This is a genomic window from Thiocapsa sp. C2-2m, assembly GCF_041903745.1.
GTDB lineage: Bacteria > Pseudomonadota > Gammaproteobacteria > Chromatiales > Chromatiaceae > Thiocapsa > Thiocapsa roseilacustris.
The window spans coordinates 1-22,754 of record NZ_JBBWVD010000013.1 but is presented as its reverse complement, the minus strand read 5'-3'; the positions used below and the strand labels follow the sequence as shown (position 1 = coordinate 22,754).

Below are 22,754 nucleotides of genomic sequence, written 5' to 3'. Positions count from 1 at the left end.
CGAAGGCTGTACGTAATACTGCCGCAGTAAGGGGTCACGCTGAACGGAGCAGCTTTATCAAAAAACTAATGTACTAAACCGCATCGGGAGCGACGTCAAGAGCGAGATGCTCATTTTCGCGTGTGTTCGACGTTTGCTGCATCTACGATCTCTAGCGTGGCGCGGTTTAAAATAGTATATTTTTGAATCGTTTAGCTCCGCCCGTGGCGCAGCGGCAGCGATCCTGACTGTCATGGAGCTTGATCTTTAGAGGTGCCTTTGCTGGCGATTCCTGTTCAACCGACAAGCTCTCGCAAGGTTACCTGAAATCAAGCATACAGCACTCAACCTGAAGTTTCCGGGCTCTGGCGCGGGCAGGCGTCAGTAGTGCTTCGGGAGGCTGGGATTTCAACAGGGTTTGCGCGAATCTAGGCAAATCCCCTCAGAATACTCCCCACCCCTGTCGCCGACCCCCTCCGGAAGCCGGAAACTTCAGCACTCAACTTAACAGCGAATGATCTCGCGAAACCGGCGTGTTGGTGATTATCGCGGTGGGGCCGGCGCGACATGCGTTGTTTGTCATCCCTGTCACGGCTAAACTTGTCGCCAGGGTGGCTTGAGATTCGTGTGTTTGATGCGCGCCTCTTTTGCTTTTCTGGAGTTTTATGAAGTTGATTATGCGATATAAGTTTTTGTCTATAATCGCCCCTGCGGAAACCTACTGTGATGTCGACTAACGCCGAACGAGTCCAGTCGCCTTTGATCCAACAGCTTCGTTTCGGCTTGCAGCCTGAGCAATTACGCCGTGCCTTGGACGATATCCTTGAAGGTTGGCGCCGTCGCGAGCTCTGGGCGACGCTCGGACTCCACGATGTGCGTCAGCGCTACCGGCGCTCAACCCTCGGTCCATTTTGGATCACCATCTCGATGGGCGTCATGGTCTTTGCGTTGGGGCTTCTATACGGTCAGATCTTCGGCCAGGATCTGCAAGAGTATCTACCGTTCCTCGCTGCAGGCTTTATCATATGGGGCCTTGTCTCGGCAATCATTTTGGGCGGTTGCACAACCTTTATCGCGGCGGAGGGCATGATCCGGCAGCTCAATGCGCCCGTCTCCATCTATGCCTACCGTGAATTGTGGTCGGCGGTCATTTCCTTTGCCCACAATATCTGGATCTTCGTGGCCGTGGCCTGGTGGTATGACGTGGGTGTGACCTGGAACATTCTCTGGTTATTTCCTGCAGTCTTGATTCTCCTGATCAACGGCTTCTGGATGGCGCTCTTTTTCGGTCTTTTGAGTGCGCGCTTTCGCGATGTTCCTCTCATTGTCGGCAGTGTGGTTCAGGTGCTCTTTTTCTTGACGCCGGTGATATGGCGACCTGATATGTTGCCGGATCGCGCATTGTTCCTGCAGCTTAATCCCTTTTATCACATGGTCGAGATCCTCCGCGCGCCGATGCTGGGCAACCCCCCTGCCTTCGAGAACTGGCTGGCGGTCCTGCTGATCGCGGTCTTCGGGTGGGCGATCACGCTCTTTTTCTACTCCGCCTACCGTTGGCGGATCGCCTACTGGGTTTGAGGATAGGGACGATGGCATCGATCACTCTGGAGAAGGTCTCGGTCTCCTTCCCGGTCTACAGCTCGGCGACGCGATCCATCAAGAATCGCTTGATCCAAAGTGCGACGGGCGGACAGATTCGCTCCGACTCGGGTTCGGATCGGATCTCGGTCGTGCAGGCATTGCAGGATATCAATCTCAAGCTCGAAAGCGGGGATCGGATCGGATTGGTCGGGCATAACGGGGCGGGTAAGACGACGCTGCTTCGTGTCCTTGGCGGCATCTACGAGCCGAACGAAGGGCGGGTGTCCATTCATGGCTCGACCGTGCCTTTGTTCGATATCAGTCTAGGGATGGATCCCGAGAGCACCGGCTACGAAAACATTTTGCTCCGCGGACTCTATCTGGGCCTGAGCCGCTCCCAAATGCGGGAGCGGCTGGACGAGATTGCCGATTTTACGGAGCTGGGAGACTTCCTCAACCTTCCGATTCGCACCTATTCGGCCGGTATGCGGATGCGTCTGGCGTTTGCGGTGTCGACCTCGGTCGCGCCGGACATCCTCTTGATCGACGAAGGCATCGGGGCCGGCGATGCGGCCTTCCTGGAAAAGGCAAGCCAGCGCTTGAAGCTGTTTACCGAACAGGTTTCGATTATCGTGCTCTCGTCTCATTCGGAGGCGTTGATCTCGAAGATGTGCACGAAGGCAGTGTTGATGGAGCACGGTCGTGTGGTCGGGGCAGGAACGACCGCGGATGTGCTGGAGCAGTATAAGGAGCTGCGCGACGGGTCCCCGAAGGCGCCGCCGCTCGAGGCCGCGATCTCGCGTGCGTCTGCGACCGAGCAAGCCGTTGCGCCGGCGCCCCGTGAGGCAGGTGCAGACGCCTCCGCAAAGGATCGCGCTACCTGGGCGGATCGAACAGCGCATCTGCTCCGTGAGCGCCGCTGGCAAGATGTGGATCTGGAGCGTCTCGTGAACGAGGTGGAGTTGCTCGCGCGTCCTGAGTCGAAGAGTTGAGTGCTTACGCTTAGGCCTAAGCCTGCCGTCGAGACGGCTGGTTGTACCTCGCACGGCTCGGCACACCGGTGCCGTAACGCTGTAGGATGGGTAGAGCGTCAGCGAAACCCATCTTCCAAACCGCCGCGTTGCCGGGTTTCGGTCTGATGCCATTGGCGCGGGCTGGATGGGATTCGCTGGCGCTCTACCCATCCTACCCGTTAGTCAAGGTGTTCACCTTGTTACGGAGTCGTCGCTAAGCCTGCCGTCCCGCAGAGAAAAACAGCAACGCGCCGACCAGGTAACAGCCTGCGACGAGCGCAACCCCGGTCGTCGCCGGCAGCCAGGGACCTGGGCCGAGCAGGAGGATGAGAGTTCCGCAGACGATGACGGTGGCGCCGGCGAGTGCGCGGACCGACTGGGATGTCGATGCGGCCTTGTCGTGCCCTGAGTTGTGGCGGTGGTCTCCGAATGCCCCGGCCTCCGCTGCCCGCAGACGCTTGTCGTAGGTGCTGAGGATCCGGTAGGCCATCAAGGGGATCTCGGGGGTCTGATCGGCGACGGAGATGAAGTTGCGCTTGGTCCGCTCGAGCAGGCCGACGAGCCCGATCTGATCCTTCATCCAGCGTTCCATGTAAGGCTTTGCCGTCGTCCAGAGGTCCAGCTCGGGGTAGAGCTGACGGCCAAGGCCCTCGATGTTGAGCAGGGTTTTCTCGAGCAACACCAACTGCGGCTGGATCTCCATATCGAAGCGCCGCGCGGTCTGGAACAGCCGCACCAGGAAGTGGCCGAAGGAGATCTCGGCCAGCGGTTTCTCGAAGATGGGCTCGCAGACGGTGCGGATCGCGGACTCGAATTCGTCGACCCGGGTGCCGGACGGGACCCAGCCGGATTCGACGTGCAGCTCGGCGACGCGCCGATAGTCCCGCTCGAAGAAGGCGAGCAGGTTCTCGGCGAGATAGCGCTGGTCCTCCGTGGTCAGAGTGCCGACGATGCCGAAGTCGATTGAGATATAACGCCCGGACGGCTCGACGAAGATGTTGCCCGGGTGCATGTCGGCATGGAAGAAGTTGTCGCGGAAGACTTGGGTGAAGAAGATCTCGACCCCGCGCTCGCCGAGTTGTTTCATGGTCACGCCCTGGGCCTTGAGCGTCGCGACATCGCTCACCGGCGTGCCGTAGATTCGCTCCATGACCATGACGCCGGGGCGGGTCCAGTCCCAGTAAACCTCCGGGATGTAGAGCATCTCGCTGTGGATCCAGTTGCGACGCAGCAGCGAGGCGTTGGCGGCCTCGCGTTGCAGATCCAGCTCGTCGAAGATTGTCTTTTCGTACTCGCGGACCACGTCGACCGGGCGCAGTCGCCGCCCGTCCTTCCAGTAGCGCTCGGCGAGCTGGGCGACGGTATACATGAGCCCGAGATCGCCGCGGATGGTCCGCTCGATGCCGGGTCGCAGCACCTTGACCACGACCTCGGTCCCGTTCTTCAGACGTCCGGTGTGGACCTGTGCGATGGATGCGGAGGCGAGCGGGATGGGGTTGAACTCGTCGAGGACGTCGTCGACCGAGCAGCCCCAAGCCTTCTCGATGATGGCGCGCGCCTCGGCGCCGTCGAAGGGCGGCACCCGATCCTGGAGCTTGGCCAGCTCGACGGCCAAGTCGTCGGGCATCAAATCACGTCGGGTCGAGAGGATCTGACCGAACTTGACGAAGATGGGCCCTAGGTCTTCCAGCGCGAGGCGCACGCGCACCGGGTAGGACGTCGGCAGGTCACGTCTGTACCAGTGCCAGGGCGAGATGTAGGTGATCCAACGCAGCGGCCGAAACAGGTGGGTCGCGAGGATGACCTCGTCGAGTCCGTGACGCAGGAGGATCCGATTGATGCGGAAGAGCCGCAGGGCCTCGCGGGGTCCGATCATGACCGAGTGCCGCGCCCCGCAAGCGTTCGCTCGAGGCGCTCGATGCGCGCCTCGGCGCGCGCGACATCGTCGCGCAAGATGTCGACCTGCGCCAGGTATGCCTCGACCTCGTAGCGGGTCGGGGTCAGGCGGGCCTCTTCCTGAAGGTATTCCTGGAGATCCGCGGTCAGGGACTCGGAGGTCTTGCGTGCCCACTGCGCCGCCGCGCGCGCCTGGTTGCCGACTTGGTGGGCGAAGGGGTCGCCGATCAGGCGCGCGAGCTGCTCCTCCCAATCCACGTCGAGACCGGCGATCGCACGGTTGAAGGCTTGCGCCAGGGACGTGTCGCCGAGGATCTCGACCTCGCCCTGGATGATCTGGGTCTCCTTGCGCTCGGCCATGCCCATGCGGGCGAGTGCGAGCGGGGTGCCGCGGATCAGGCAGTCGGGCTCGGCGTCGTAGGCGCCGAAGAGCTGGAGGCGCCGGTCGCTCGGGATGATGGTCACGCGCGTGCCGAATCCTTTGAGCTCGATGGCGATGATCCGCCCTTCCAGTGCAGCGAATGCAGCCGCACCCTCCGGGTCCAGCGCGATATAGCCGTTCAGTGCCTGCTCGACGACGGCCAGCACCGCGTCCGGAATCTGGATGCCTTCGGTCACAGTGTGTAACCTCGGTGGATGGCGACGATACCGCCGCTGTGGTTGAAGTAGTCGCACCGCTCGAACCCGGCCGCTTCCATCATGGCGCGCAGCGTCTCTTGGTCCGGGTGCATGCGGATGGATTCGGCCAGATAGCGATAGCTCTCGGGGTCGTTCACAACCAGGCGACCGAGTGTCGGAAGGACCGAGAAGGAGTAGAGATCGTACGCCTTGCTCAGGGGGCGGCTGACCGGGTGGGAGAACTCCAGGATCAGTGCCCGTCCGCCGGGCCGCAGCACCCGCTGCATCTCCACAAGTGCAGCCTGCTTGTCGGTGACGTTGCGCAGACCGAAACCGATGGTGACGCAGTCGAAATAGTCCGACGGGAACGGCAGCCTCTCGGCATTGATGAGGGCGTAGTGCAGGTTGCCGACGCGACCCCGGTCGAGCATGCGCTCGCGCCCCTCGGTGAGCATGGAGGCATTGATGTCGGACATGACCACCAGACCCGTCGAGCCGACGATGCCGGAGAAGCGCTCGGCGAGATCGCCTGTTCCGGACGCGAGATCCAGCACCCTCTGCCCGCGCCGCACGCCCGAGAGCTCGATGGTGTGACGCTTCCAGAGCCGATGGATGCCCAAGGACATGAGGTCGTTCATAAGGTCGTATCGGGAGGCGACCGAGTCGAACACGGCGCGCACGCGCGACGCCTTCTCATCGACCGGAACCTGCTGATAACCGAAATGTGTCGTCTTGTCGTCGGACATGCTGTGTCCCTGTTGAGCCGCGCTCGAGTGGATCCGCACCGCTTCGGGGGTCTGCTTCGCCTTGTCGCAAACGCGGGCCCTTGGCGGCGCGGTTCATGATGAGTGATTGTTTCGAAGGTCGCGGCCGTTGTGTGGCGACGGCCGTGAGGTCCGGGACGGTCAACGCGAACATCAGTCGTGCGTCGGGCCGAGCGCGGCTAAGTTTACAACATCGGGTCTACAACATCGGCGTCGCGGATCAGGAGGCACGGACCTTTCGTTTCTGTCCGGCCTTTTCCAGCTCGTCGAGATACGCCTTCCAACGGGGCTCCTGCTCGACCCCGAGGGTGTAGAGGTATTCCCAGGAGTAGATGCCGGTGTTGTGCTCGTCGTCGAAGTGCAGACAGACGGCGTAGTTGCCGACGGGCTCGACCTTGTCGACCCCGACGTCTTCCTTGCCGAGCTGCAGGACGCGCTGCCCCGGGCCGTGACCCTGGACCTCGGCCGAGGGGGAGTAAACGCGCAGGTACTCGCACGGCAGGTTGAAGTGCGAGCCGTCGTCGAAGGTGATCTCGAGGATCCGCGATTGTTGATGCAGGTTCAGCTCGGTTGGTGTCGGCATGGTGTTCTCCGGCGCCCGCGAATCTGCCGCGGACGTTATTGAATGGGATTGGTCGGATCAAGAAAGAAAATTCCATACCCGTAGGTTGTGCTGACGATAGGAAGCACAACTTGCGCCGACGGTTGGTTGTGCCTCGCGCGGCTCGGCACAACCTACGCCTTTGGTATGAGGGTTTCCGGTATTCGCCTTATTTCCGGCGTCTCACTGAGTAACGGTTCAGAAACAACTTAGCCATTCTGGTTCATTCTCCCCCTCTCCCCAACCCATCTCCCGCGAGGGGAGAGGGGCTAAGATGGATCAGTTGTTACTGAACGGTTCCTTACAGGATGTAGCGCGACAGATCCTCGTCTGCCGCGAGCCCTGCGAGGTTTTGATCGACATAGGCGGCGTTGATGGTCACGGTCACGCGGTCCAAGTCCGAGGCGTTGTAGGAGACGTCCTCGAGCAGCCGTTCCAGGACCGTGTGCAGCCGTCGCGCCCCGATGTTCTCGGTGCGCTCGTTGACCTGCCAGGCGATCTCGGCGAGTCGGCGGATGCCGTCTTCGGTGAACTCCAGGCCGACGCCCTCGGTGGCCAGCAGGGCGCGGTACTGATCGGTCAGAGAGGCGTCCGGCTCGGTCAGAATCCGCACGAAATCCTCCGTGGTCAGGGCCTTGAGCTCGACGCGAATCGGCAGGCGGCCCTGCAGCTCCGGGATCAGATCCGACGGCTTGGAGAGATGGAAGGCCCCGGAGGCGATGAAGAGGATGTGATCGGTGCGCACCGAGCCGTGCTTGGTCGACACGGTGCTGCCCTCGACCAGCGGCAAGAGATCGCGTTGCACGCCCTCGCGCGAGACATCGGCGCCTGCCATGCCTTCGCCGCGCTTGGTGACCTTGTCGAGCTCGTCGAGAAAGACGATGCCGTTCTGCTCGACGTTCTCGATGGCGCGCAGCTTCAGCTCCTCGTCGTTGACCCGCTTGGCGGCCTCCTCATCCTTGAGCAGTTGTCGGGCGTCGCGGATGCGCAGCTTGCGTCGCTTCATGCGCCCTTGGCCGAGGTTCTGGAAGAGCCCTTGGAGCTGATTGGTCATCTCCTCCATCCCGGGCGGGGCCATGATCTCGACCCCCATCGGAGAGGCTGAGACCTGGACCTCGACCTCGCGCTCGTCGAGCTCGCCGGCGCGCAGACGTTCGCGGAACTTCTCGCGTGTGGCCGAGCCCGTGGTCGAGCGACTTTCTTCCTCGAAGCTCGATGGCGGCGGGAGGAGCGCATCGAGGATGCGCTCCTCCGCGGCCGCCTCGGCCTGCCCGGCGAGCTTCGCCATCTCCTGCTCGCGCGCGAGCTTGATCCCGATGTCCGCCAGATCACGAATGATGGACTCGACATCGCGTCCCACGTAGCCGACCTCGGTGAACTTGGTCGCCTCCACCTTCAAAAACGGCGCGTTGGCCAGGCGGGCCAAGCGCCGGGCGATCTCGGTCTTGCCCACGCCGGTCGGGCCGATCATCAGGATGTTCTTCGGTGTGATCTCCGAGCGCATCGGCTCCGGGATCTGGGAGCGACGCCACCGGTTGCGCAAGGCGATGGCGACGGCGCGCTTCGCCTCGTCCTGACCGACGATGTGCTTGTCGAGCTCCGAAACGATGCGTTGTGGGGTGATTTCCGACATCTGGATCTGTCCGTCGAGAGGGTCGCCTGGATCGCGCGACCGGTTGGATGGAGGAGCGACCTCAAGAGGCTTCGTTGTGGACCAGCGCCTGTTCAAGAACCGGGAACGGAGGCCTTAGGCGATTTCCGCAAAATTCCATACCCGTAGGTTGTGCTGACGATAGGAAGCACAACTTGCGCCGACGGTTGGTTGTGCCTCGCACGGCTCGGCACAACCTACGTCCTCGGCATGAAGGTTTCCGGATTTCGCCTTAGTACCAATCAGTTTCCAAGATCTCTCACGGAGATACTGCGGAAGTGTGGGGGCGACGTTAAGATCTCGATTTCTCCGTGCTCTCCGTGTGTTCGTAAGAGGTCTCTTGAGCTTGAACCAGGGTGCCGGCGTCAACAGATCGTCGCCAAGGTCTGCTGCGCGTGCCGACGACCGTCTCTGCAGGAAACAATACCGGTCCCCGGTGATTGTCTCAGCTATGGCGCGACAAACAGTCTTCACCGGTTCGTGTCGAGCTCCTCAAGCACCAGATTGTGATTGGTATAGATGCAAATGTCCGCGGCGATGTTCAAGCCCTTCTCGACGATCTCGCTGGCTCCCAGCTCGGTGTTCTCGAGCAGCGCGCGGGCCGCGGCCTGAGCGAAGGCCCCGCCGGACCCGATGGCCATGAGGTCGTTCTCGGGCTCCACCACGTCGCCCGTTCCGGAGATGATGAGCGAGGTTTGCGCGTCGGCGATGCAAAGCAACGCCTCGAGCCGACGCAGCATGCGATCGGTTCGCCAGTCCTTCGCCAGCTCGACGGCGGATCGGGTTAGGTGACCCTGGTGTTTTTCGAGCTTGCCCTCGAAGCGCTCGAAGAGCGTGAAGGCATCCGCCGTGGCGCCGGCGAACCCGGCAATCACCTGGCCCTTGAAGAGCCGACGGACCTTGCGCGCGTTGCCCTTCATGACCGTCTGCCCGAGCGAGACCTGCCCGTCGCCGCCGATCACGACCTTGCCGCCGCGCCGAACCGAGAGAATCGTCGTACCGCGAAAACTTTCCATCGTCGTGCTTCGCTGTTGTTACGATGTCGCTATTCTACGGCATCTGCGCGCGAAACGATGCGCTTTGAGGCGGCGTTGTCGTGCTCGATGTTTGTCGCCTCACGCGGCTCAGATGCATCGACCCGAGGCTGCAGATACTGTGTCGAGTTGTTTGCCCGGCCCTTGATCTCGATAGCGTTGCCGCCGGCAGGCTGTTTTTCGGCTGTTTGATGTGATCAATGACCCCTTCCCGAGGTCGAGAGATGACGGGGTTCTGAGCTTGGTTCCGAGTTCACTTGTCTTGATTCTTGGCTTCCTGCATCATGGCGGGGTAACCCGCCGAGGTCTCCACGAACCGGTAGTCGTGCTCCCTGCCTCGACCTGCATTGCCGGAAATTGCTTCCCGCCCATTTACTTTTAATCAAAGTCACTAAACGCCCTTAAATCAGGCAATCGAAAAGGCATAAACATGCATTTAGGTTGTCAGTGTGCGTCCCCGTCGCTCAGGCTTTTTTGTAATGAAAGTGCTTATTGTTACCCACGGCTCGTCATTTCAGCCTGACCACGTCCTGTCGGGTAATTCCATTAGGGCATATTACCTCGGTCGAGGGCTCGCAGAGCATGGGGTCGATGTCGAAATCGCTTATCCAGGATCGCGTTCATCTCATCGGGAAAGTCACAGCGAACCCAGCGTTTCCGAACCTCACATCCGGTACTTCGGAAACAGCATTGATCTGCACGCATTGATTCGCGAGGTCCGGCCGCAAGCGATCCTGGTCGGTTATTGGGAGCTGCTGGAATCCTTCCCGTACGATTTCGAGATCCCGCTGATCGTCGATCTGATCGCTCCCCGGATCCTCGAGATCCTGTTTCAGGAGAGTGAGAATGTCAGTCACTACGCCGGTCGAATGTTGGCACAGTATCGCAAGGCGAGCCGCTTCATTTGTGGAACACCGCGCCAGCGCCAATTCCTGATTCCCTGGTTGATACTGGCTGGATTCGACTGTCGATTCCATGTTCCAATCGACATCATCCCGATTTCCACGGAGCCATTTTCGCCCCTGCCGGATCGAGGGTCCTCGGACGATTGGTCGATCGTGACCGGCGGCGTATCCTGGCCCTGGCGGATGGACGAACGCTATCACCAAAGCATCCGCGAAACGCTTGCCGACGGCTCCAAGATGTCGGGGAAATTGGTCATCCTGTCTGGAGGCTATGTTCAAGAGGCGGCGTCAGACGATGCGCCGGACGCGAATGACGTGGCAATTTCCGATCCGGATCCGACACTCATGACAATGGGGTTGCTGCCCTATCGCGACATGGCGCAATTCTTCAGGAATGAATGCGACATCGGGATCGAATTGTCCGACTACAATATCGAAAGGGATTTCAGCGCCTCATTCCGGTCCGTCGAGTTCCTGCGCTGCGGCCTGCCGGTGATTTGTAATAGAACCCTGGAGCTGGCTCGGGAGCTCATGGACTATGACGCCGGTTGGGTCATCGATGGTCCGGAGGATCTGCCCGAGCTGCTCGGCTCGATCTCCAAGGCGGCCTCGGGTTTCTCCCGAAAATCCGCCAATGCGATCCGCCTGGTCGACGAGCGCTATCATTATTTTAAAACGATTCGACCACTCATGGAGTACCTTCAACACTTGAAGCCTCCCGAGAAACAGGCGGATTGGCTTTTCATCGACGCCGAACTACAACTAGCTAGGCTAGACCGCGATATTCGACTTAGGAACGACTGGATGAGCGATCTGCGCAGTCATATTGATGATCTGCGCGGTAATATTGATGATCTGCGCCATCAGAGTGATAACAAATGTCACCGTATCGCCGAACTGAGTCATCATGAAGAGAAATTGCAGCAGCGCCTTGACGAAATTCTCAACAGCACAAGCTGGCGACTGACCGAGCCGCTCCGCAATACCTTGAACAAGGCGCGTAGTTGGTTTGGATCATTGCGCTATCGCGGATGGCAGGCGATCAGGCTGGCCTGGGAAGAGCCCGCGCCTTCGGATGACTTTCTCGCCTCGGCCGGTCGATATACCGGTTCCGCAGTTACGCTGTTAAGGCCTAACGAAGAGCGTCGATCGGGCTATGTCGCCATCGTCTCCCGCGAAGATATCTTTCCAACCAATCATGGCGCGGCGGTCAAGATCGAACGAACCGCTTGGGGGCTTTCTCATTTTGTCGATGGTGTTCTCCTGATCAGCGGTGACTGGGGCCGTTACTATCTATTCAAAGCCGGTGTCGCCGAAGAGCATCTCTTTCCGCGGTGGATCCGGCTTACGGGTCTCATGAATCGGTTCGGCCGCAAGAGGGTCTTGCGCTCTGGAATGCCGCTGAACGAGGCATACATCTATCAGGCATGGCATGATTGGAGCTATACCGCGAGGCTTCTTTATCTGGCATTCAAGTATAGGATCAAACTCTATCAGGCCGAGTTTCCAGCCTATGCCAGGCCATGTTTGCAGATCAGCCGAATCAAACCCGCGAAAACCCTGCTCGTCGAGCATAACGTGGAATGTGATCGTATCCTATCTCAATACCCGATGACCACGCCGAAGGCTTATGAATGGTTGCGGAAACTGGAGATCGGGGTCTGCAATCAGGTCGATCATGTGATAGCCGTATCGGAGCCGGATCGCGATCTCCTGATCGCTCACGGGGTGGAGCCGCGGAAGGTGCAGGTCGTGCCTCATGGCGTGGATCTGCGACTCTTTGATCAAACCTATTCCTTCGGTTTGCGGGATCTCCATGAGGTGCCGCCGAACTGCCCGATTATCGTGTATCACGGGATCTATAGTTATCGACCCAATCTTGAGTCGGTCGAATTACTTGCATCCGAGATCCTGCCTCGTTTGAGAACGAGGGGGATTGATGCGAGGGTGTTCGCGATCGGCCCGGAGCCACCCCCAGAGAGTCCGCATCCGGATGTCGTCTTCACGGGGGCGGTCGATAACCTCGCACCTTACCTGAAGAGCGCCGACATTGCCGTGGTGCCCTTGCAGAAGGGTGGCGGCACGCGTATGAAGATCCTGGAGTATTTTGCCGCGTCTGTGCCGGTCGTGACCACGAGTAAGGGGATCGAAGGGATACCCGCCGAGCCGGGTATCCACGCTGTAATCGTCGACGATTTTGATGGAATCGCTGACGCGGTCGTGCGGCTGCTCGAACATCCGCGAGAAGCGCGAGCCATCGCCGAGCGCGCCAAGACCTATGTCGATGCGCTGGACTGGACTGCGATCGCGAAACGCTATCTGGACCTGGTGGATCCGGATTCCGGCAAGTCGACATGAGGAATCGATGTGCAGAAGAAGAAAGCGGTATCACTCAAAGATCCGTTAAGCCGCCGATCGGAGTGGTCGGGTGGACAAGCGCTGCGCAGTTCACCCGCGCGTACGGAGCTTTCCCGGCGGGCCTGATGAATAAGGCCCACATTTTGTGTCCCGGCGTTCCGCCTCGGTCTTACGTGTTGTCCGAAGCGATGGTCCACGCCCGGTTCAGCCGAAATAAAGAAGCCGCTCTCAATCGCTCGTGCGGGTTTGATGGATTCGACTGATGTCGTAGACCCTGATGTCTCCTTCGGTATGCACGAGCATATGGTCTTCGATGAAAGCGCCGATCAGGCCTTCGATTCGGCTCTGCACGTCTCGATCCTGATCGCTGGTCACAAACAGGACGTGGTTGCCTAAATCCAAACACGATCGCACATAATGATCCTCGGCATAATAGGCGAAAACGCAATGTTGTAGCTCGGGGCGAGCCACATACGTAGGAAGATACCAGGATTGTCCTTCGATCTCTGTCAGAAGTATGACGTAATCGCGGTATGGGCCTTCTTGCAGCCAAGACGAGATCTGCGTGATTTCGTTCGGTCTCCAAAGCGTGACATAAAAGTCGTTGTAGAGATGGTCGAGCGTATCGTAGAGCTTAGGCTTGTAGAGCATTGGGAAAAGCAAAACAAGAACGACAAGCACGTTTCGCCAGCGAGGTTGCCAGCTGACTGTCAGGCGTGCAAACGGCGAAACGGCGAGCGGAAGTGCCAACACGAAACCAAATAGAAGATATCGGTCCCATAGATCCCATCCGCGATCAAGCGTGAAACGATACATAATGGTCGAGTAGACCGCAAACAAGAGCAGGTAAAATGCTTTCTCCAGCGAGAATCGACGGCGCGCGATGTCTGAGAGGAGAAGAATGAGGCCGATGATAACAGCAATCGCTATGCCGTAGCCTAGGTGTTTCGTGGATTTTTCGCTGATAACTTGAGCGGCTTCAATCGCTCCGACGGGCTTGACGCCGTGATACCAGCCCTTGGCCTGACTGAAGCCGAGGAAAGGATCTCCGGTATGCAGATAGTTGCCGTAGGTCCAGATCAGTGGGTACAGGAAAAGTCCACAGAGAACCAAGATGGACTCGGTGCGGCTGCGGGTCTTGGCGTAATAATACGCGACGAAGATCGGCGCGAGGACCCACCCCTCGTAACGGGTCATGACCGATAACGCGAGGACGAGCACAGCTGCGGTCAGGAGAAGATAGCGGGTGTTGCTCCTGGTGTTTGCCGCGGAAACCAGAAACAGGCTTCCGGTCAGGACCTCGAACAGGAACGTTGGCTCGGTGAGTGAGGTCGCGCTAAGCCCGATGTGAATCGGAAGGAGTGTGAGGACAATCCCAGTCAGCAGGGCGGTGAGGGGGTCGAAGACCTTGAGAACAAGAAAATACAGGATGACGACGGTGAAAGATCCGATCAACAGATTGACGAGTCTCGATGTAACGGTCGGATCATCCAAGAGAACGTAAAATAGGCCATGAAGATAGGTGTTCCCGGGAAGCCAAACCCCGGAGATCATTATCGAAGGTGCGTGGAACCATTGAAACGCTTGAATGGCGCGAGTCGGTCCGTCGCCCGGGACATCGATGGTAAGAAGAAGGACGACGAGTCGTAGCGAAAAAGCGATCAGAAAAAGCCAAAACGGGATCCAGTTTGAATGGGCGTGGCTGTTGGCTGAGGTCAGCGATATCGTCATGGCGTGTGATCTAACCCCTTGCGCGCTACTGACGGGATGGCCGTAGCGTTGGTTGGAAAAATAGGTTCAGCGATCGGGGGCGCGGCCGGGGTGGGTGAAGAACAGCCCGCGGTCATGTATTCATTTTACACCGGTGGCGTGGCGCGAAATGAACGCGCTTCGAGTGCACCCGGTTTTCGGTTCGAAGCATTCCGGCGGAACGGCCGTCAAATCCACTTCGGAATCAGGATCAATCCCCAGACCACCAAGGCGAACACGATACTCGAAAAGACCGCAGCCGAGGCGATGTCCTTTGCGCGGGCCGACAGCTCGTTGCGCTCCATGCCGACACGATCGACGTTCGCTTCGATCGCAGAATTCAACAGCTCCACGATGGGGACGATGAGCAGACTGCCGACGAGCATGGCGCGCTCGACTGCGGAGTCGCCGAGCCACAGTCCCAACGGGAGCAGCGGGATCAGCAGGAAGACCTCCTGACGGAAGGCCTCCTCCAGCTCGAAACAGGCCTTGAAACCCTTCATCGAGTATCCAAACGCATAGATGACTCGGCGCCACCCCTTGGCATTCTGATTAGCCATGCATGTCCTTGTGGTGTTCTTGCGGATTCCAGGCGAGATCCAGGTTACGAGCGGCCCGCACGTCGTCGAGTCGACGTACCGGCATGGTGTGGGGAGCGGTTTTGACCAACTCGGGATTGGTTTGTGCCTCCTCCCGGATCGCGATCATGGCCGCGACGAAGCCGTCGAGCTCCTCCTTGCTTTCGCTCTCGGTTGGCTCGATCAGCAGACATTCGGGAACCAGCAGCGGGAAGTAGGTGGTCGGGGCGTGATAGCCGTAGTCGAGCAGGCGCTTGGCAAAATCCATCGCGTTGACGTCCAGCTCCTTCGCCTCGCGCCTGAGCGTGATGATGAACTCGTGGCTGGCGCGACGTTGCGGATAGGCGGCATCGAAGCCGGCGGCCTTCAGCCGCGCCATCAGATAGTTGGCGTTCAGGGTCGCGAATTCGGAGACGCGGCGCATCCCCTCGCGTCCCAGCAGTCGCGCGTAGATATAGGCGCGCAGCAGGATGCCCATGTTGCCGCCGAACGCGGTGAGGCGCCCGATGCTCTCGGGGCGTTCGGGCTCGGCGAGCCAACGATACGCGTCGCCGTCGAAGGCGACCAACGGGACCGGCAGGTAAGGCTCAAGCCGCGCCGAGACACCGACCGGTCCGGCGCCCGGACCACCTCCGCCGTGTGGCGTGGAGAAGGTCTTGTGCAGGTTCATGTGGATGACGTCGAAGCCCATGTCGCCCGGGCGGACCTTGCCGAGGATGGCGTTGAGATTGGCGCCGTCGTAATAGAGCAGTCCGCCGGCGGCATGGACGCGCGCGGCGATCGCCTGGATGTTGCGATCGAACACGCCGACCGTGCTTGGGTTGGTCAGCATGATGCCGGCGGTCCGAGGCCCGACGGCCTGCTCGAGCGCGGCAAGGTCGACGTCGCCGTCGGGTCCGGTCGGGATCTCGCGGACCTTGAAGCCGCACATGACTGCGGATGCCGGGTTGGTGCCGTGTGCCGCGTCGGGGACCAGGATCTCGGTGCGGGCGAGATCGCCGCGGGCCAGATGATAGGCGCGGATCATGGCGACGCCGGCCAGCTCGCCTTGTGCGCCGGCGGCGGGGGCCAAGGAGACCGCATGCATCCCGGTGACCTCTTTGAGCATCTCCTGCAGCTCGTAGAGACAGGCCATGAAGCCTTGGCTATGGGACTCGGGCGCCAGCGGATGCCGCGCCAGGAATCCGGGCAGCATCGCCAGCGTGTTGCAGGCCCGCGGGTTGTACTTCATCGTGCAGGAGCCCAGCGGGTAGAAATGGGTGTCGATCGAGAAGTTCTTCTGCGACAGCCGTGTGTAGTGGCGGACCGCTTGAAGCTCGGAAACCTCCGGCAGGACGGGTCGGCTCCGACGCCGCAGCGCGGCCGGAATATCCGTGACCTCGGGCATGGCGAGCGGTGCCTGCGCGGTGGCGCGGCGTCCGGGTCTGGAGCGGTCATGTATCAGCATGGCAGTCGGCTTCGGTGAGTGGGTCGAGTCGGAACCGCAAGGGCACAACGGCGCAATGCGTGACGGCGTCGGGCTGAGCACCTATCAGCTTCAAAGTCTCTCACGGAGACACGGAGACACGAAGACACGGAGCGTATGTAGGACGGATCTCGGATTCTCCGTGCCCTCCAGGTCTCCGTGAGAGGTAAACCGCGCCCAGAGCGAGATGCTCACTTTCGAGTGGGCTCGACGTTTGGTGCATCCACCGCCCTTAGCGGGGACGCGGTTTAAAATAATATATTTTTTAATATCTTAAACCGCGCCGACTCCAGCGGTCGTCAAAACTGCCGGGGCCGATCCCATCCAAAAACCTCGCATACCGCACCGGGCGCGGTTTAATTCGAGTCGGCAAGAATGCGCCTCAGAGTGCAGCCAAGGCCGCGTCGTAGTCGGGCTCTTGGGTGATGTCGGGTACGAGCTGGGTGTAGACGACCTTGTTGTCGGCATCCAGGACCACGACGGCGCGGGCGGTGATGCCGGCGAGCGGACCGTCCTCGATGAGCACGCCGTAGTCCTTTGCGAAGCTGCGCGAGCGCATCATGGACAGCACGACGACATTCTCGATGCCCTCGGCCGCGCAGAAGCGACCCATCGCGAAGGGCAGGTCGGCCGAGATCACCAAGGCGACCGAGTCGGGTTTGCCGGCCATTGCCGTGTTGAAGTGCTTGGTCGAGGTCGCGCAGACCGGCGTGTCCAGGCTGGGAACGATGTTGAGCAGCTTCTTCTTGCCGGCGAAATCGGCCAAGGACTTGTCGCCGAGATCCTTGTCGACCAGCTTGAAGTCGGGCGCGGTGCTGCCGACGGCGGGCAGGTCGCCGGCGAGCTGGACGGGGTTGCCTTGCAGTGCTGTTTGAGCCATGAGTGTGTTCCGATCGTTGGTGGTTGGATGTTGCATCCATGTCGGCGCGGGTTGGGCACGCTACGCTTTGCCCAACCTACGGCTGAAGGCGTTTACATATCTTTACGCTTTGTTTTCAAACCGCCCCTTACTCACGCCCGGTCCGATTCACAGGGTTGAGGCAAGCGCTGCTAAATCTTGGGCGCCACCGGGTAGGACGCCTGCGTTTGGGTTGCGATGATACGCCCGAGCTTGCTTGCGTAGGAGTGCATTTCCTCCTCCGTTCTCAGCTCGGTCGCGCAGACCAGGACCGCGGGATCGAGCTCCGGATACTCCGCGCCGAGGTCGCATCCGCCCAGGATGTTGTGTGAAGCCAGCGAGCGAAGGACGACCGCCGCGGGTGCCGGCAGGCGCAGCGCCTGTTCGTGAAAGACCGGGCGGTCGAACAGGGGCTCCACGCCCGGGACTGCGCACAGCAGCTCGGCGAGCCGTCGTGTGTTGGCATGACAGGCCGCGGCGACACGCTCCAATCCCTCGGCGCCCAGGAGGGTCATGTGGATGGTCGCGGCGGTGACCAGTAACCCTTGATTGGTGCAGATGTTGGAGGTCGCCTTGTTGCGCCGGATATGTTGCTCGCGGGCCTGCAGGGTCAAGGTGAAGCCCGGTTTGCCGTCGAGATCGAGCGTGCGGCCGACGATGCGCCCCGGCAGTTGGCGCACGAATTCCTGACGACAACAGAGGAACCCTGCATAGGGTCCGCCGGACGCGAGCGGCATGCCCAAGGGTTGCGCCTCACCGCAGGCGATATCCGCGCCGGTGCTGCCCCAGTCTCCGGGCGGGGAGAGCAGGGCGAGCGCGACCGGGTTGACGACCCCGATGACCAGTGCGTCGCGGGCGTGGGCCCAGTCGGTGAGCGCGTCGACGTCTTCGAGCACGCCAAAGAAGTTAGGCTGATTGACAACGAGCGCGGCGTAGGGGCCTTGCTCCGCCAGCGCATCCAGCGCCTCGATCCTGGTGTGTCCGCCACGCAGGTCAAACGGCACCTCGACCAGCTCGATCCCCTGGGTGGAGACGATGCAGCGCAGGGTGCGTCGATAGGCCGGATGCAGGGATCGCGGTACGAGGACCTTTTCTGACTTGACCTTGCGGTTCGCGCGCACGGCCATCAAGACCGCCTCGGCCAGACCCGAGGCGCCGTCGTAGAGCGATGCGTTGGAGACGTCCAGTCCGGTCAAGGCGACCATCATGGACTGGAACTCGTAGAGCAGCTGCAGGGTGCCCTGACTGGCCTCCGCCTGATAGGGCGTGTAGGCGCTGTAGAACTCCCCGCGGCCGGCGATCTGCCAGACTGCGGCCGGGATGTGATGATCGTAGGCACCGGCGCCGATGAAGCAGAGCGGCTGCCCGTCGGCGCGCGCGCGCGACTGCATCAGTCGAGCGATGTCCATCTCGGCCATGCCGGAGGGGATAGCGGCTAGCTCCCCGATCTGAAGCTCGGCCGGGATCTCGTCGAACAGATCATCGATGGAGGCGACGCCGACGGTGTCGAGCATCGCGGCGATGTCGTCGGGGGTGTGGGGTACAAAGGGCATATAGTGATGAGTGGTGAGTGGCTAGTGGCTAGTGGCTAGTGGCTAGTGGCTAGATACAATTTCTTGAACAGTGGCTTAGCGACCGGAAAGCCGAAAAACCGAAGTGTGTTGAGCATAACTCAGGTTCCCGGCCGAACCGCGTCTGCTGCGGTCGTTTGCAGTGCCTGCTCGGCTTGACCACCCGAGCGTAGGGGCGACTTAAGTCGCCCCTACATGCGTCCCGGCATTGCGTTCGTGACTTGTCCACGAATCACCCAACGCAGTCTATGCCTCGTCCTCGACGACCTGCTGATAGGCGGCTGCGTCCAGGAGTCCGGCGAGCGCCGTCATGTCGTTCGGGGCGAGGCGGAAGATCCAGCCTTCGTCGTAGGGGCTGTTGTTGATCGACTCCGGGCTGTCGTTCAGGATCGCGTTGGACTCGATGACCTCGCCGGCGAGCGGTGAATAGATATCGGAGGCGGCCTTGACCGACTCGACCACGGCGCAGGCCTCCTCGGCGTCGACCTCGCGCCCTTGATCCGGGATCTCGACGAAAACGATGTCGCCGAGCGCCTCTTGGGCGTGATCGGTGATCCCGACGGTGACGGTGCCGTCGCCGTTGTCTCTGATCCACTCGTGGCTCTTGGTGTATCTCAGGTCAGCAGGGACGTCGCTCATGGTTCTCTCCGATCAATCGACGGGTTGTCTATGCGGTCGTCGTACGTTGGCGGTTCACATGTCCGGACCCCGGACTGCAGCGGTCAGAGGTCGATGCAGCTCCGGCCTTGCCGCACGAACGGTGGTTTGACGATGCGTGCGCTCACGGGTTTACCGCGGATGTCGACCGCGCACTCCGCGGGTGTGCCGGGCTCGACCCGCGCGAACGCGATCGAGCGCTCCAGGGTGGGCGAGAAGCCGCCCGAGGTGACCTCGCCGACCACCCGGCCGTCCGCGAGGACGCTCTGGTGCGGGCGCAGGACGCCGCGGCCGGTCAAGAGGAGGCCGACGAAGTCGCGTCTCTCGGGATGGTCGCGCCGAGCGGTCAGGGCCTCGCGGCCGATGAAGTTGCGCTCCTGCGGCTGCCAGGCGATGGTCCAGCCCAGGCCGGCGTCGAGCGGGCCGACCGTCTCGTCCATATCCTGACCGTAGAGGTTCATGCCGGCCTCCAGGCGCAGGGTATCCCGAGCGCCGAGGCCGCAGGGGCGCACATCCTCCGCGAGAAGCGCGCGCCAGAGTGCAGCGCCATCCGCGCTCGGCAGCATGATCTCGAAGCCGTCCTCTCCGGTGTAGCCGGTGCGCCCGACAAACCAGTGCGCGTCTTCGGCGGCGAAGAAGGGCCCGACCTGCATCGCCGAGGCGCGCAGGCAATCGGACAACAGCGGCTCGACGCGGGTACGCGCATCCGGTCCCTGTACGGCGATCATGGCGAGGTCGTCGCGGCTTCGGATGTCGACCTGCCGGCCGGTGACCTGTGACTGCATCCAGTCGATGTCCTTGTCTGCGGTGCCGGCGTTGACCACCGCGCGATACCGCTCGGGTCCGCGAAAATAAAGGATGAGGTCGTCGATCACGCCGCCCTGAGGGTTGAGCATGCAGGCGTAGAGCGCCTTGCCCGTTGCGTTCAGTTTGGCGGCATCGTTGGCGAGCAGATGTCGCAGGAAGGGCAGGGCATCCGGGCCTTCGATGTCGACCGGGCGCATGTGGGAGACGTCGAACATCCCGGCGGCGCGGCGAACCGCGTGATGTTCTTCGATCTGAGAGCCGTACTGCAGCGGCATGTCCCAGCCGCCGAAGGGCACGATCCGGGCGCCGAGACGCTCATGCTCCGAAAACAAGGGTGTGCGAAATCCCATCCGACTCTCCGTTCGCCTGGTGGCTCGCCCGACGGGCTGGCCTGTTGAGTCGTCACCGCTCGCGAGGCGTCGACCAGGGTCAATATCGGGCGCAGGTGCGCTCGATACAAAGGGCGAAGGAAACGGGTGATGCGCGAAGGCCGCGTACGGGTCGACCGTCCGATACAGGACGGCGAGCCCGAATGCGAATGCGCTTGAGGGTGCGACCCCGGATGCGGGGACGACGGAGCAGGCGCGCGGCGCGTTCCGGACTCGTGCAGGCACGCTCCTTCGGGATCCACCCGGATCCTCGACACCGCCCCTCTGTCCCAGACCTGAGAGTTTGCAGGCGGCCGAAGACTCGGTCGCCGCTGCCCCTTCGGTGGATCCCGACTGTCGGTGCAGTCCGGACCGCTCTCCAGAGTCGGTCGTTATTCCCGCGGTCCTTTTGCCTGAGCGATTCCGGGCAGTGTTGCGCCTTCGGCGCCGGCCGAGGCCGGACTCTCCCGCGGGACTTGACGCGAAACAGGACTATAAGCGCGGTTCGGTCGGATTTCCAGCCATGGCGGTTGCGGACTTAAACCGCGCTCGGTGCGGCATGCGTTGTTTGTTGGATTGGCTTGACCGCGCCAGCTCCGACAACCCTCGGAGCTGGCGCGGTTTAAGTCATTCCCGGGAAGGGAATAATCTGCGTGTAGTGCGAATTCATTCGCACGCACTGCTTACACTTGCCTGTTGAGTCTGTCCGCGTTCGTAGGTTGTGCCGAGCCGTGCGAGGCACAACCAACCGTCGGCGCAAGTTGTGCCTCCTATCGTCAGCACAACCTAGGGTAGGTAGATTTCCGGAAATCGCCTAAAGCGCCACCATCAACCCGCCTCCGGCTCCGCCTATGGGCAAGCGCTCTTATCGCCCGCGACCTTGCCGGTCAACTGCAGGAAGGTGTCGAACGGACCCATGACGCTCATGGCCTCCATCTTGGGTCCCTTGAACTTGAGCTTGCCGGTCGTCATCGCGCCCATCGCGCCGCAGCCGAAGCGGCCCTCGCCCATGCAGGCCCAGTCCTCGTCGGTCGCATTCATCAGGTAATCGACCGCGGGGTCGAGCGTCGTGGTCTTCACTGCGCCGCCGTAGGTGCAGAGGGCCTTGCCGTCCTTGTCGCTGATCTGCAGCTCCACACGGCTGCCCTCGCCGCACTGGGTGCGGTAGAGCTGGATGACCTTGTATCCGCGACCGGCGTTGTTCGCCGCCCAGTTTTCGCCGGCCAGACCGGCGGTAAGCGTGCCGGCGCCGTTCCATGCCTGGCAGGCGGACGCCGCCCAATCGGCGTCCATGAAGGTTGCGGCCTGAGCGCCGGCGGAGAGGGTCAGGGCGAGTGCCGGGAGAGCGAGCGCGATGCGGCGAATCATGATGGTGTCCTCGTCTGGTGATGTTGTATGCGGGCATCGAGGTGCCTGTGCCCGCTGTTTGTGTTGTCGTATGAGCGTTTCGATGCTAGTCGGCGCAGGGCCTGTGATGCAACTGCGTGGCGACGAGCTGATCGGGTCGCTCGCGGCGTCGGGCTCGCCACGGCTTCGCGCCGGGGTCCGGGTTCAACCCTTATCGCTTGGCTCGTCGCTGCGGCGGCGGAAGCTCATGCCGCCGCAGTCCGCGCAGGGCGGGATCCGTCCGGCCTTGACGAAATGGGTCTCGGCCCCGCAGCGGTCGCACACCAGGGTGCCCGGGCCGGTGACCTCGCCGGCCTGATAGAGGCTCATCTGGCGTGCAACTTCGGCCCATTGGGCCAGCTGCAGGCTGGTCTGGTCGGCGACCTTGGAAAAGGCGTCCATCATGCGCTGCTCGATCAACTGCAGGTCGAAACGCCACCAGTCGCGGATGTCCTGGCCGGTCTCGGCGATATAGTTGGCCGCATCCTCGATGTCGCGCTTGATATAGTCGGAGACCTTGTCGGCTTCTTCGCGTGTCAGCTCGCCGAGCTCGACCATGTTGTCGCGGGCCTTGTCGAGGATCTCCCGAAACTTCGGGACCGACTCCTCTTTGGTCTTTTCGATGGTCTCGTGGGTTTCCTTGAGCATCCGCTCGTAGGCATCTACCAGTTTGTCGGTCGTCGTGCCTTTGTCTTCTTCGTTCATCATCCTCTCCGGTGGTTGGAGCGCGGGGCAGCGCTTGTCGCTGCGTCGGCACCTGATGCGTGGATTCCGAGACCGTCCGAGATCATCTTCGTTGTCGTTGTCGTTGTCGTTGTCGTCCTCGACTAAGGTGATTTCCGGGAAAGGATCTACCGGCGTGTAGGGGCGAATTA

General features: G+C 61.4%; 18 protein-coding genes and 1 riboswitch. Of the genes, 3 read left to right on the top strand and 15 right to left on the bottom strand.

The features are described 5' to 3' along the window. Positions 1-705 precede the first annotated feature (705 nt). Complete coding sequence (locus tag AADX97_RS11645) at positions 706-1,557, top strand: ABC transporter permease (protein ID WP_374233659.1); 852 nt, start codon at positions 706-708, stop codon at positions 1,555-1,557. An 11-nt stretch (positions 1,558-1,568) separates the two neighbouring features. Then, positions 1,569-2,552, top strand: coding sequence for a DUF29 family protein (locus tag AADX97_RS11640; RefSeq protein WP_374233660.1), 984 nt, complete (start codon positions 1,569-1,571; stop codon positions 2,550-2,552). A gap of 235 nt (positions 2,553-2,787) precedes the next feature. Here the strand turns inward: AADX97_RS11640 and ubiB are convergent, their stop codons facing one another. From ubiB to hslV, 6 genes are all read right to left on the bottom strand, one after another. Then, positions 2,788-4,449, bottom strand: a complete 1,662-nt coding sequence (gene ubiB / locus AADX97_RS11635; RefSeq protein ID WP_374233661.1) for a ubiquinone biosynthesis regulatory protein kinase UbiB — start codon at positions 4,447-4,449, stop codon at positions 2,788-2,790. Beyond that, complete coding sequence (locus tag AADX97_RS11630; protein ID WP_374233662.1) at positions 4,446-5,087, bottom strand: SCP2 domain-containing protein; 642 nt, start codon at positions 5,085-5,087, stop codon at positions 4,446-4,448. The genes ubiB and AADX97_RS11630 overlap by 4 nt, the downstream gene beginning before the upstream one ends. Next, positions 5,084-5,833: a bifunctional demethylmenaquinone methyltransferase/2-methoxy-6-polyprenyl-1,4-benzoquinol methylase UbiE gene (gene ubiE / locus AADX97_RS11625; RefSeq protein WP_374233663.1), complete on the bottom strand. Its 750-nt coding sequence runs from the start codon at positions 5,831-5,833 to the stop codon at positions 5,084-5,086. Before ubiE ends, AADX97_RS11630 begins: the two co-directional genes overlap by 4 nt. 238 nt (positions 5,834-6,071) lie before the next feature. Continuing rightward, on the bottom strand, positions 6,072-6,434 hold the full coding sequence (locus tag AADX97_RS11620; RefSeq protein WP_374233664.1) for a gamma-butyrobetaine hydroxylase-like domain-containing protein: 363 nt from the start codon (positions 6,432-6,434) through the stop codon (positions 6,072-6,074). Positions 6,435-6,753: 319 nt separating this feature from the next. Next, positions 6,754-8,085 carry an ATP-dependent protease ATPase subunit HslU gene (hslU, locus tag AADX97_RS11615; protein ID WP_374233665.1) on the bottom strand — a complete coding sequence of 444 codons (1,332 nt, stop codon included), beginning with the start codon at positions 8,083-8,085 and terminating at the stop codon, positions 6,754-6,756. Positions 8,086-8,573: 488 nt separating this feature from the next. Continuing rightward, positions 8,574-9,119 carry an ATP-dependent protease subunit HslV gene (gene hslV / locus AADX97_RS11610; RefSeq protein ID WP_374233666.1) on the bottom strand — a complete coding sequence of 182 codons (546 nt, stop codon included), beginning with the start codon at positions 9,117-9,119 and terminating at the stop codon, positions 8,574-8,576. Positions 9,120-9,616: 497 nt separating this feature from the next. Here hslV and AADX97_RS11605 point away from each other — a divergent pair, with 497 nt between their 5' ends. Then, a complete protein-coding gene (locus tag AADX97_RS11605; protein WP_374233667.1) occupies positions 9,617-12,400 on the top strand; it encodes a glycosyltransferase in 2,784 nt (927 codons plus the stop codon). Between the two features lie 228 nt (positions 12,401-12,628). Here AADX97_RS11605 and AADX97_RS11600 read toward each other — a convergent pair whose 3' ends face one another. The 9 genes from AADX97_RS11600 to AADX97_RS11560 form a co-directional block, all read right to left on the bottom strand. Then, positions 12,629-14,131, bottom strand: a complete 1,503-nt coding sequence (locus tag AADX97_RS11600) for a glycosyltransferase family 39 protein (RefSeq protein ID WP_374233668.1) — start codon at positions 14,129-14,131, stop codon at positions 12,629-12,631. A 206-nt stretch (positions 14,132-14,337) separates the two neighbouring features. Continuing rightward, positions 14,338-14,709, bottom strand: coding sequence for a diacylglycerol kinase (locus AADX97_RS11595; RefSeq protein ID WP_374233669.1), 372 nt, complete (start codon positions 14,707-14,709; stop codon positions 14,338-14,340). Next, positions 14,702-16,174, bottom strand: a complete 1,473-nt coding sequence (gcvPB, locus tag AADX97_RS11590; RefSeq protein WP_374233670.1) for an aminomethyl-transferring glycine dehydrogenase subunit GcvPB — start codon at positions 16,172-16,174, stop codon at positions 14,702-14,704. Before gcvPB ends, AADX97_RS11595 begins: the two co-directional genes overlap by 8 nt. A 400-nt stretch (positions 16,175-16,574) precedes the next feature. Next, a complete protein-coding gene (gene tpx / locus AADX97_RS11585) occupies positions 16,575-17,072 on the bottom strand; it encodes a thiol peroxidase (RefSeq protein WP_374233671.1) in 498 nt (165 codons plus the stop codon). 170 nt (positions 17,073-17,242) lie between these two features. Next, positions 17,243-18,643 (bottom strand): aminomethyl-transferring glycine dehydrogenase subunit GcvPA, encoded by a 1,401-nt coding sequence (gene gcvPA, locus AADX97_RS11580; protein WP_374233672.1) that lies wholly within the window; start codon positions 18,641-18,643, stop codon positions 17,243-17,245. Between the two features lie 264 nt (positions 18,644-18,907). Beyond that, on the bottom strand, positions 18,908-19,300 hold the full coding sequence (gcvH, locus tag AADX97_RS11575) for a glycine cleavage system protein GcvH (RefSeq protein ID WP_374233673.1): 393 nt from the start codon (positions 19,298-19,300) through the stop codon (positions 18,908-18,910). An 83-nt stretch (positions 19,301-19,383) separates the two neighbouring features. Further along, on the bottom strand, positions 19,384-20,475 hold the full coding sequence (gcvT, locus tag AADX97_RS11570; RefSeq protein ID WP_374233674.1) for a glycine cleavage system aminomethyltransferase GcvT: 1,092 nt from the start codon (positions 20,473-20,475) through the stop codon (positions 19,384-19,386). A gap of 409 nt (positions 20,476-20,884) precedes the next feature. Further along, a riboswitch (glycine riboswitch) is annotated at positions 20,885-20,973 on the bottom strand. 369 nt (positions 20,974-21,342) lie between these two features. After that, positions 21,343-21,861: a sterol-binding protein gene (locus AADX97_RS11565; protein WP_374233675.1), complete on the bottom strand. Its 519-nt coding sequence runs from the start codon at positions 21,859-21,861 to the stop codon at positions 21,343-21,345. Positions 21,862-22,044: 183 nt separating this feature from the next. Next, complete coding sequence (locus AADX97_RS11560) at positions 22,045-22,584, bottom strand: zinc ribbon-containing protein (RefSeq protein ID WP_374233733.1); 540 nt, start codon at positions 22,582-22,584, stop codon at positions 22,045-22,047. Between the last annotated feature and the right edge of the window lie 170 nt (positions 22,585-22,754).

Excerpts from the sequence above, each read along its gene's own strand:
- AADX97_RS11565 (WP_374233675.1), bottom strand. The coding sequence starts at position 21,861 with ATGATTCGCCGCATCGCGCTCGCTCTCCCGGCACTCGCCCTGACCCTC.
- AADX97_RS11620 (WP_374233664.1), bottom strand. The coding sequence starts at position 6,434 with ATGCCGACACCAACCGAGCTGAACCTGCATCAACAATCGCGGATCCTC.
- tpx (WP_374233671.1), bottom strand. The coding sequence starts at position 17,072 with ATGGCTCAAACAGCACTGCAAGGCAACCCCGTCCAGCTCGCCGGCGAC.
- hslU (WP_374233665.1), bottom strand. The coding sequence starts at position 8,085 with ATGTCGGAAATCACCCCACAACGCATCGTTTCGGAGCTCGACAAGCAC.
- gcvPA (WP_374233672.1), bottom strand. The coding sequence starts at position 18,643 with ATGCCCTTTGTACCCCACACCCCCGACGACATCGCCGCGATGCTCGAC.
- gcvT (WP_374233674.1), bottom strand. The coding sequence starts at position 20,475 with ATGGGATTTCGCACACCCTTGTTTTCGGAGCATGAGCGTCTCGGCGCC.
- AADX97_RS11640 (WP_374233660.1), top strand. The coding sequence starts at position 1,569 with ATGGCATCGATCACTCTGGAGAAGGTCTCGGTCTCCTTCCCGGTCTAC.
- AADX97_RS11645 (WP_374233659.1), top strand. The coding sequence starts at position 706 with ATGTCGACTAACGCCGAACGAGTCCAGTCGCCTTTGATCCAACAGCTT.
- gcvH (WP_374233673.1), bottom strand. The coding sequence starts at position 19,300 with ATGAGCGACGTCCCTGCTGACCTGAGATACACCAAGAGCCACGAGTGG.
- ubiB (WP_374233661.1), bottom strand. The coding sequence starts at position 4,449 with ATGATCGGACCCCGCGAGGCCCTGCGGCTCTTCCGCATCAATCGGATC.
- AADX97_RS11595 (WP_374233669.1), bottom strand. The coding sequence starts at position 14,709 with ATGGCTAATCAGAATGCCAAGGGGTGGCGCCGAGTCATCTATGCGTTT.
- ubiE (WP_374233663.1), bottom strand. The coding sequence starts at position 5,833 with ATGTCCGACGACAAGACGACACATTTCGGTTATCAGCAGGTTCCGGTC.
- AADX97_RS11605 (WP_374233667.1), top strand. The coding sequence starts at position 9,617 with ATGAAAGTGCTTATTGTTACCCACGGCTCGTCATTTCAGCCTGACCAC.
- AADX97_RS11560 (WP_374233733.1), bottom strand. The coding sequence starts at position 22,584 with ATGAACGAAGAAGACAAAGGCACGACGACCGACAAACTGGTAGATGCC.
- hslV (WP_374233666.1), bottom strand. The coding sequence starts at position 9,119 with ATGGAAAGTTTTCGCGGTACGACGATTCTCTCGGTTCGGCGCGGCGGC.
- gcvPB (WP_374233670.1), bottom strand. The coding sequence starts at position 16,174 with ATGCTGATACATGACCGCTCCAGACCCGGACGCCGCGCCACCGCGCAG.
- AADX97_RS11600 (WP_374233668.1), bottom strand. The coding sequence starts at position 14,131 with ATGACGATATCGCTGACCTCAGCCAACAGCCACGCCCATTCAAACTGG.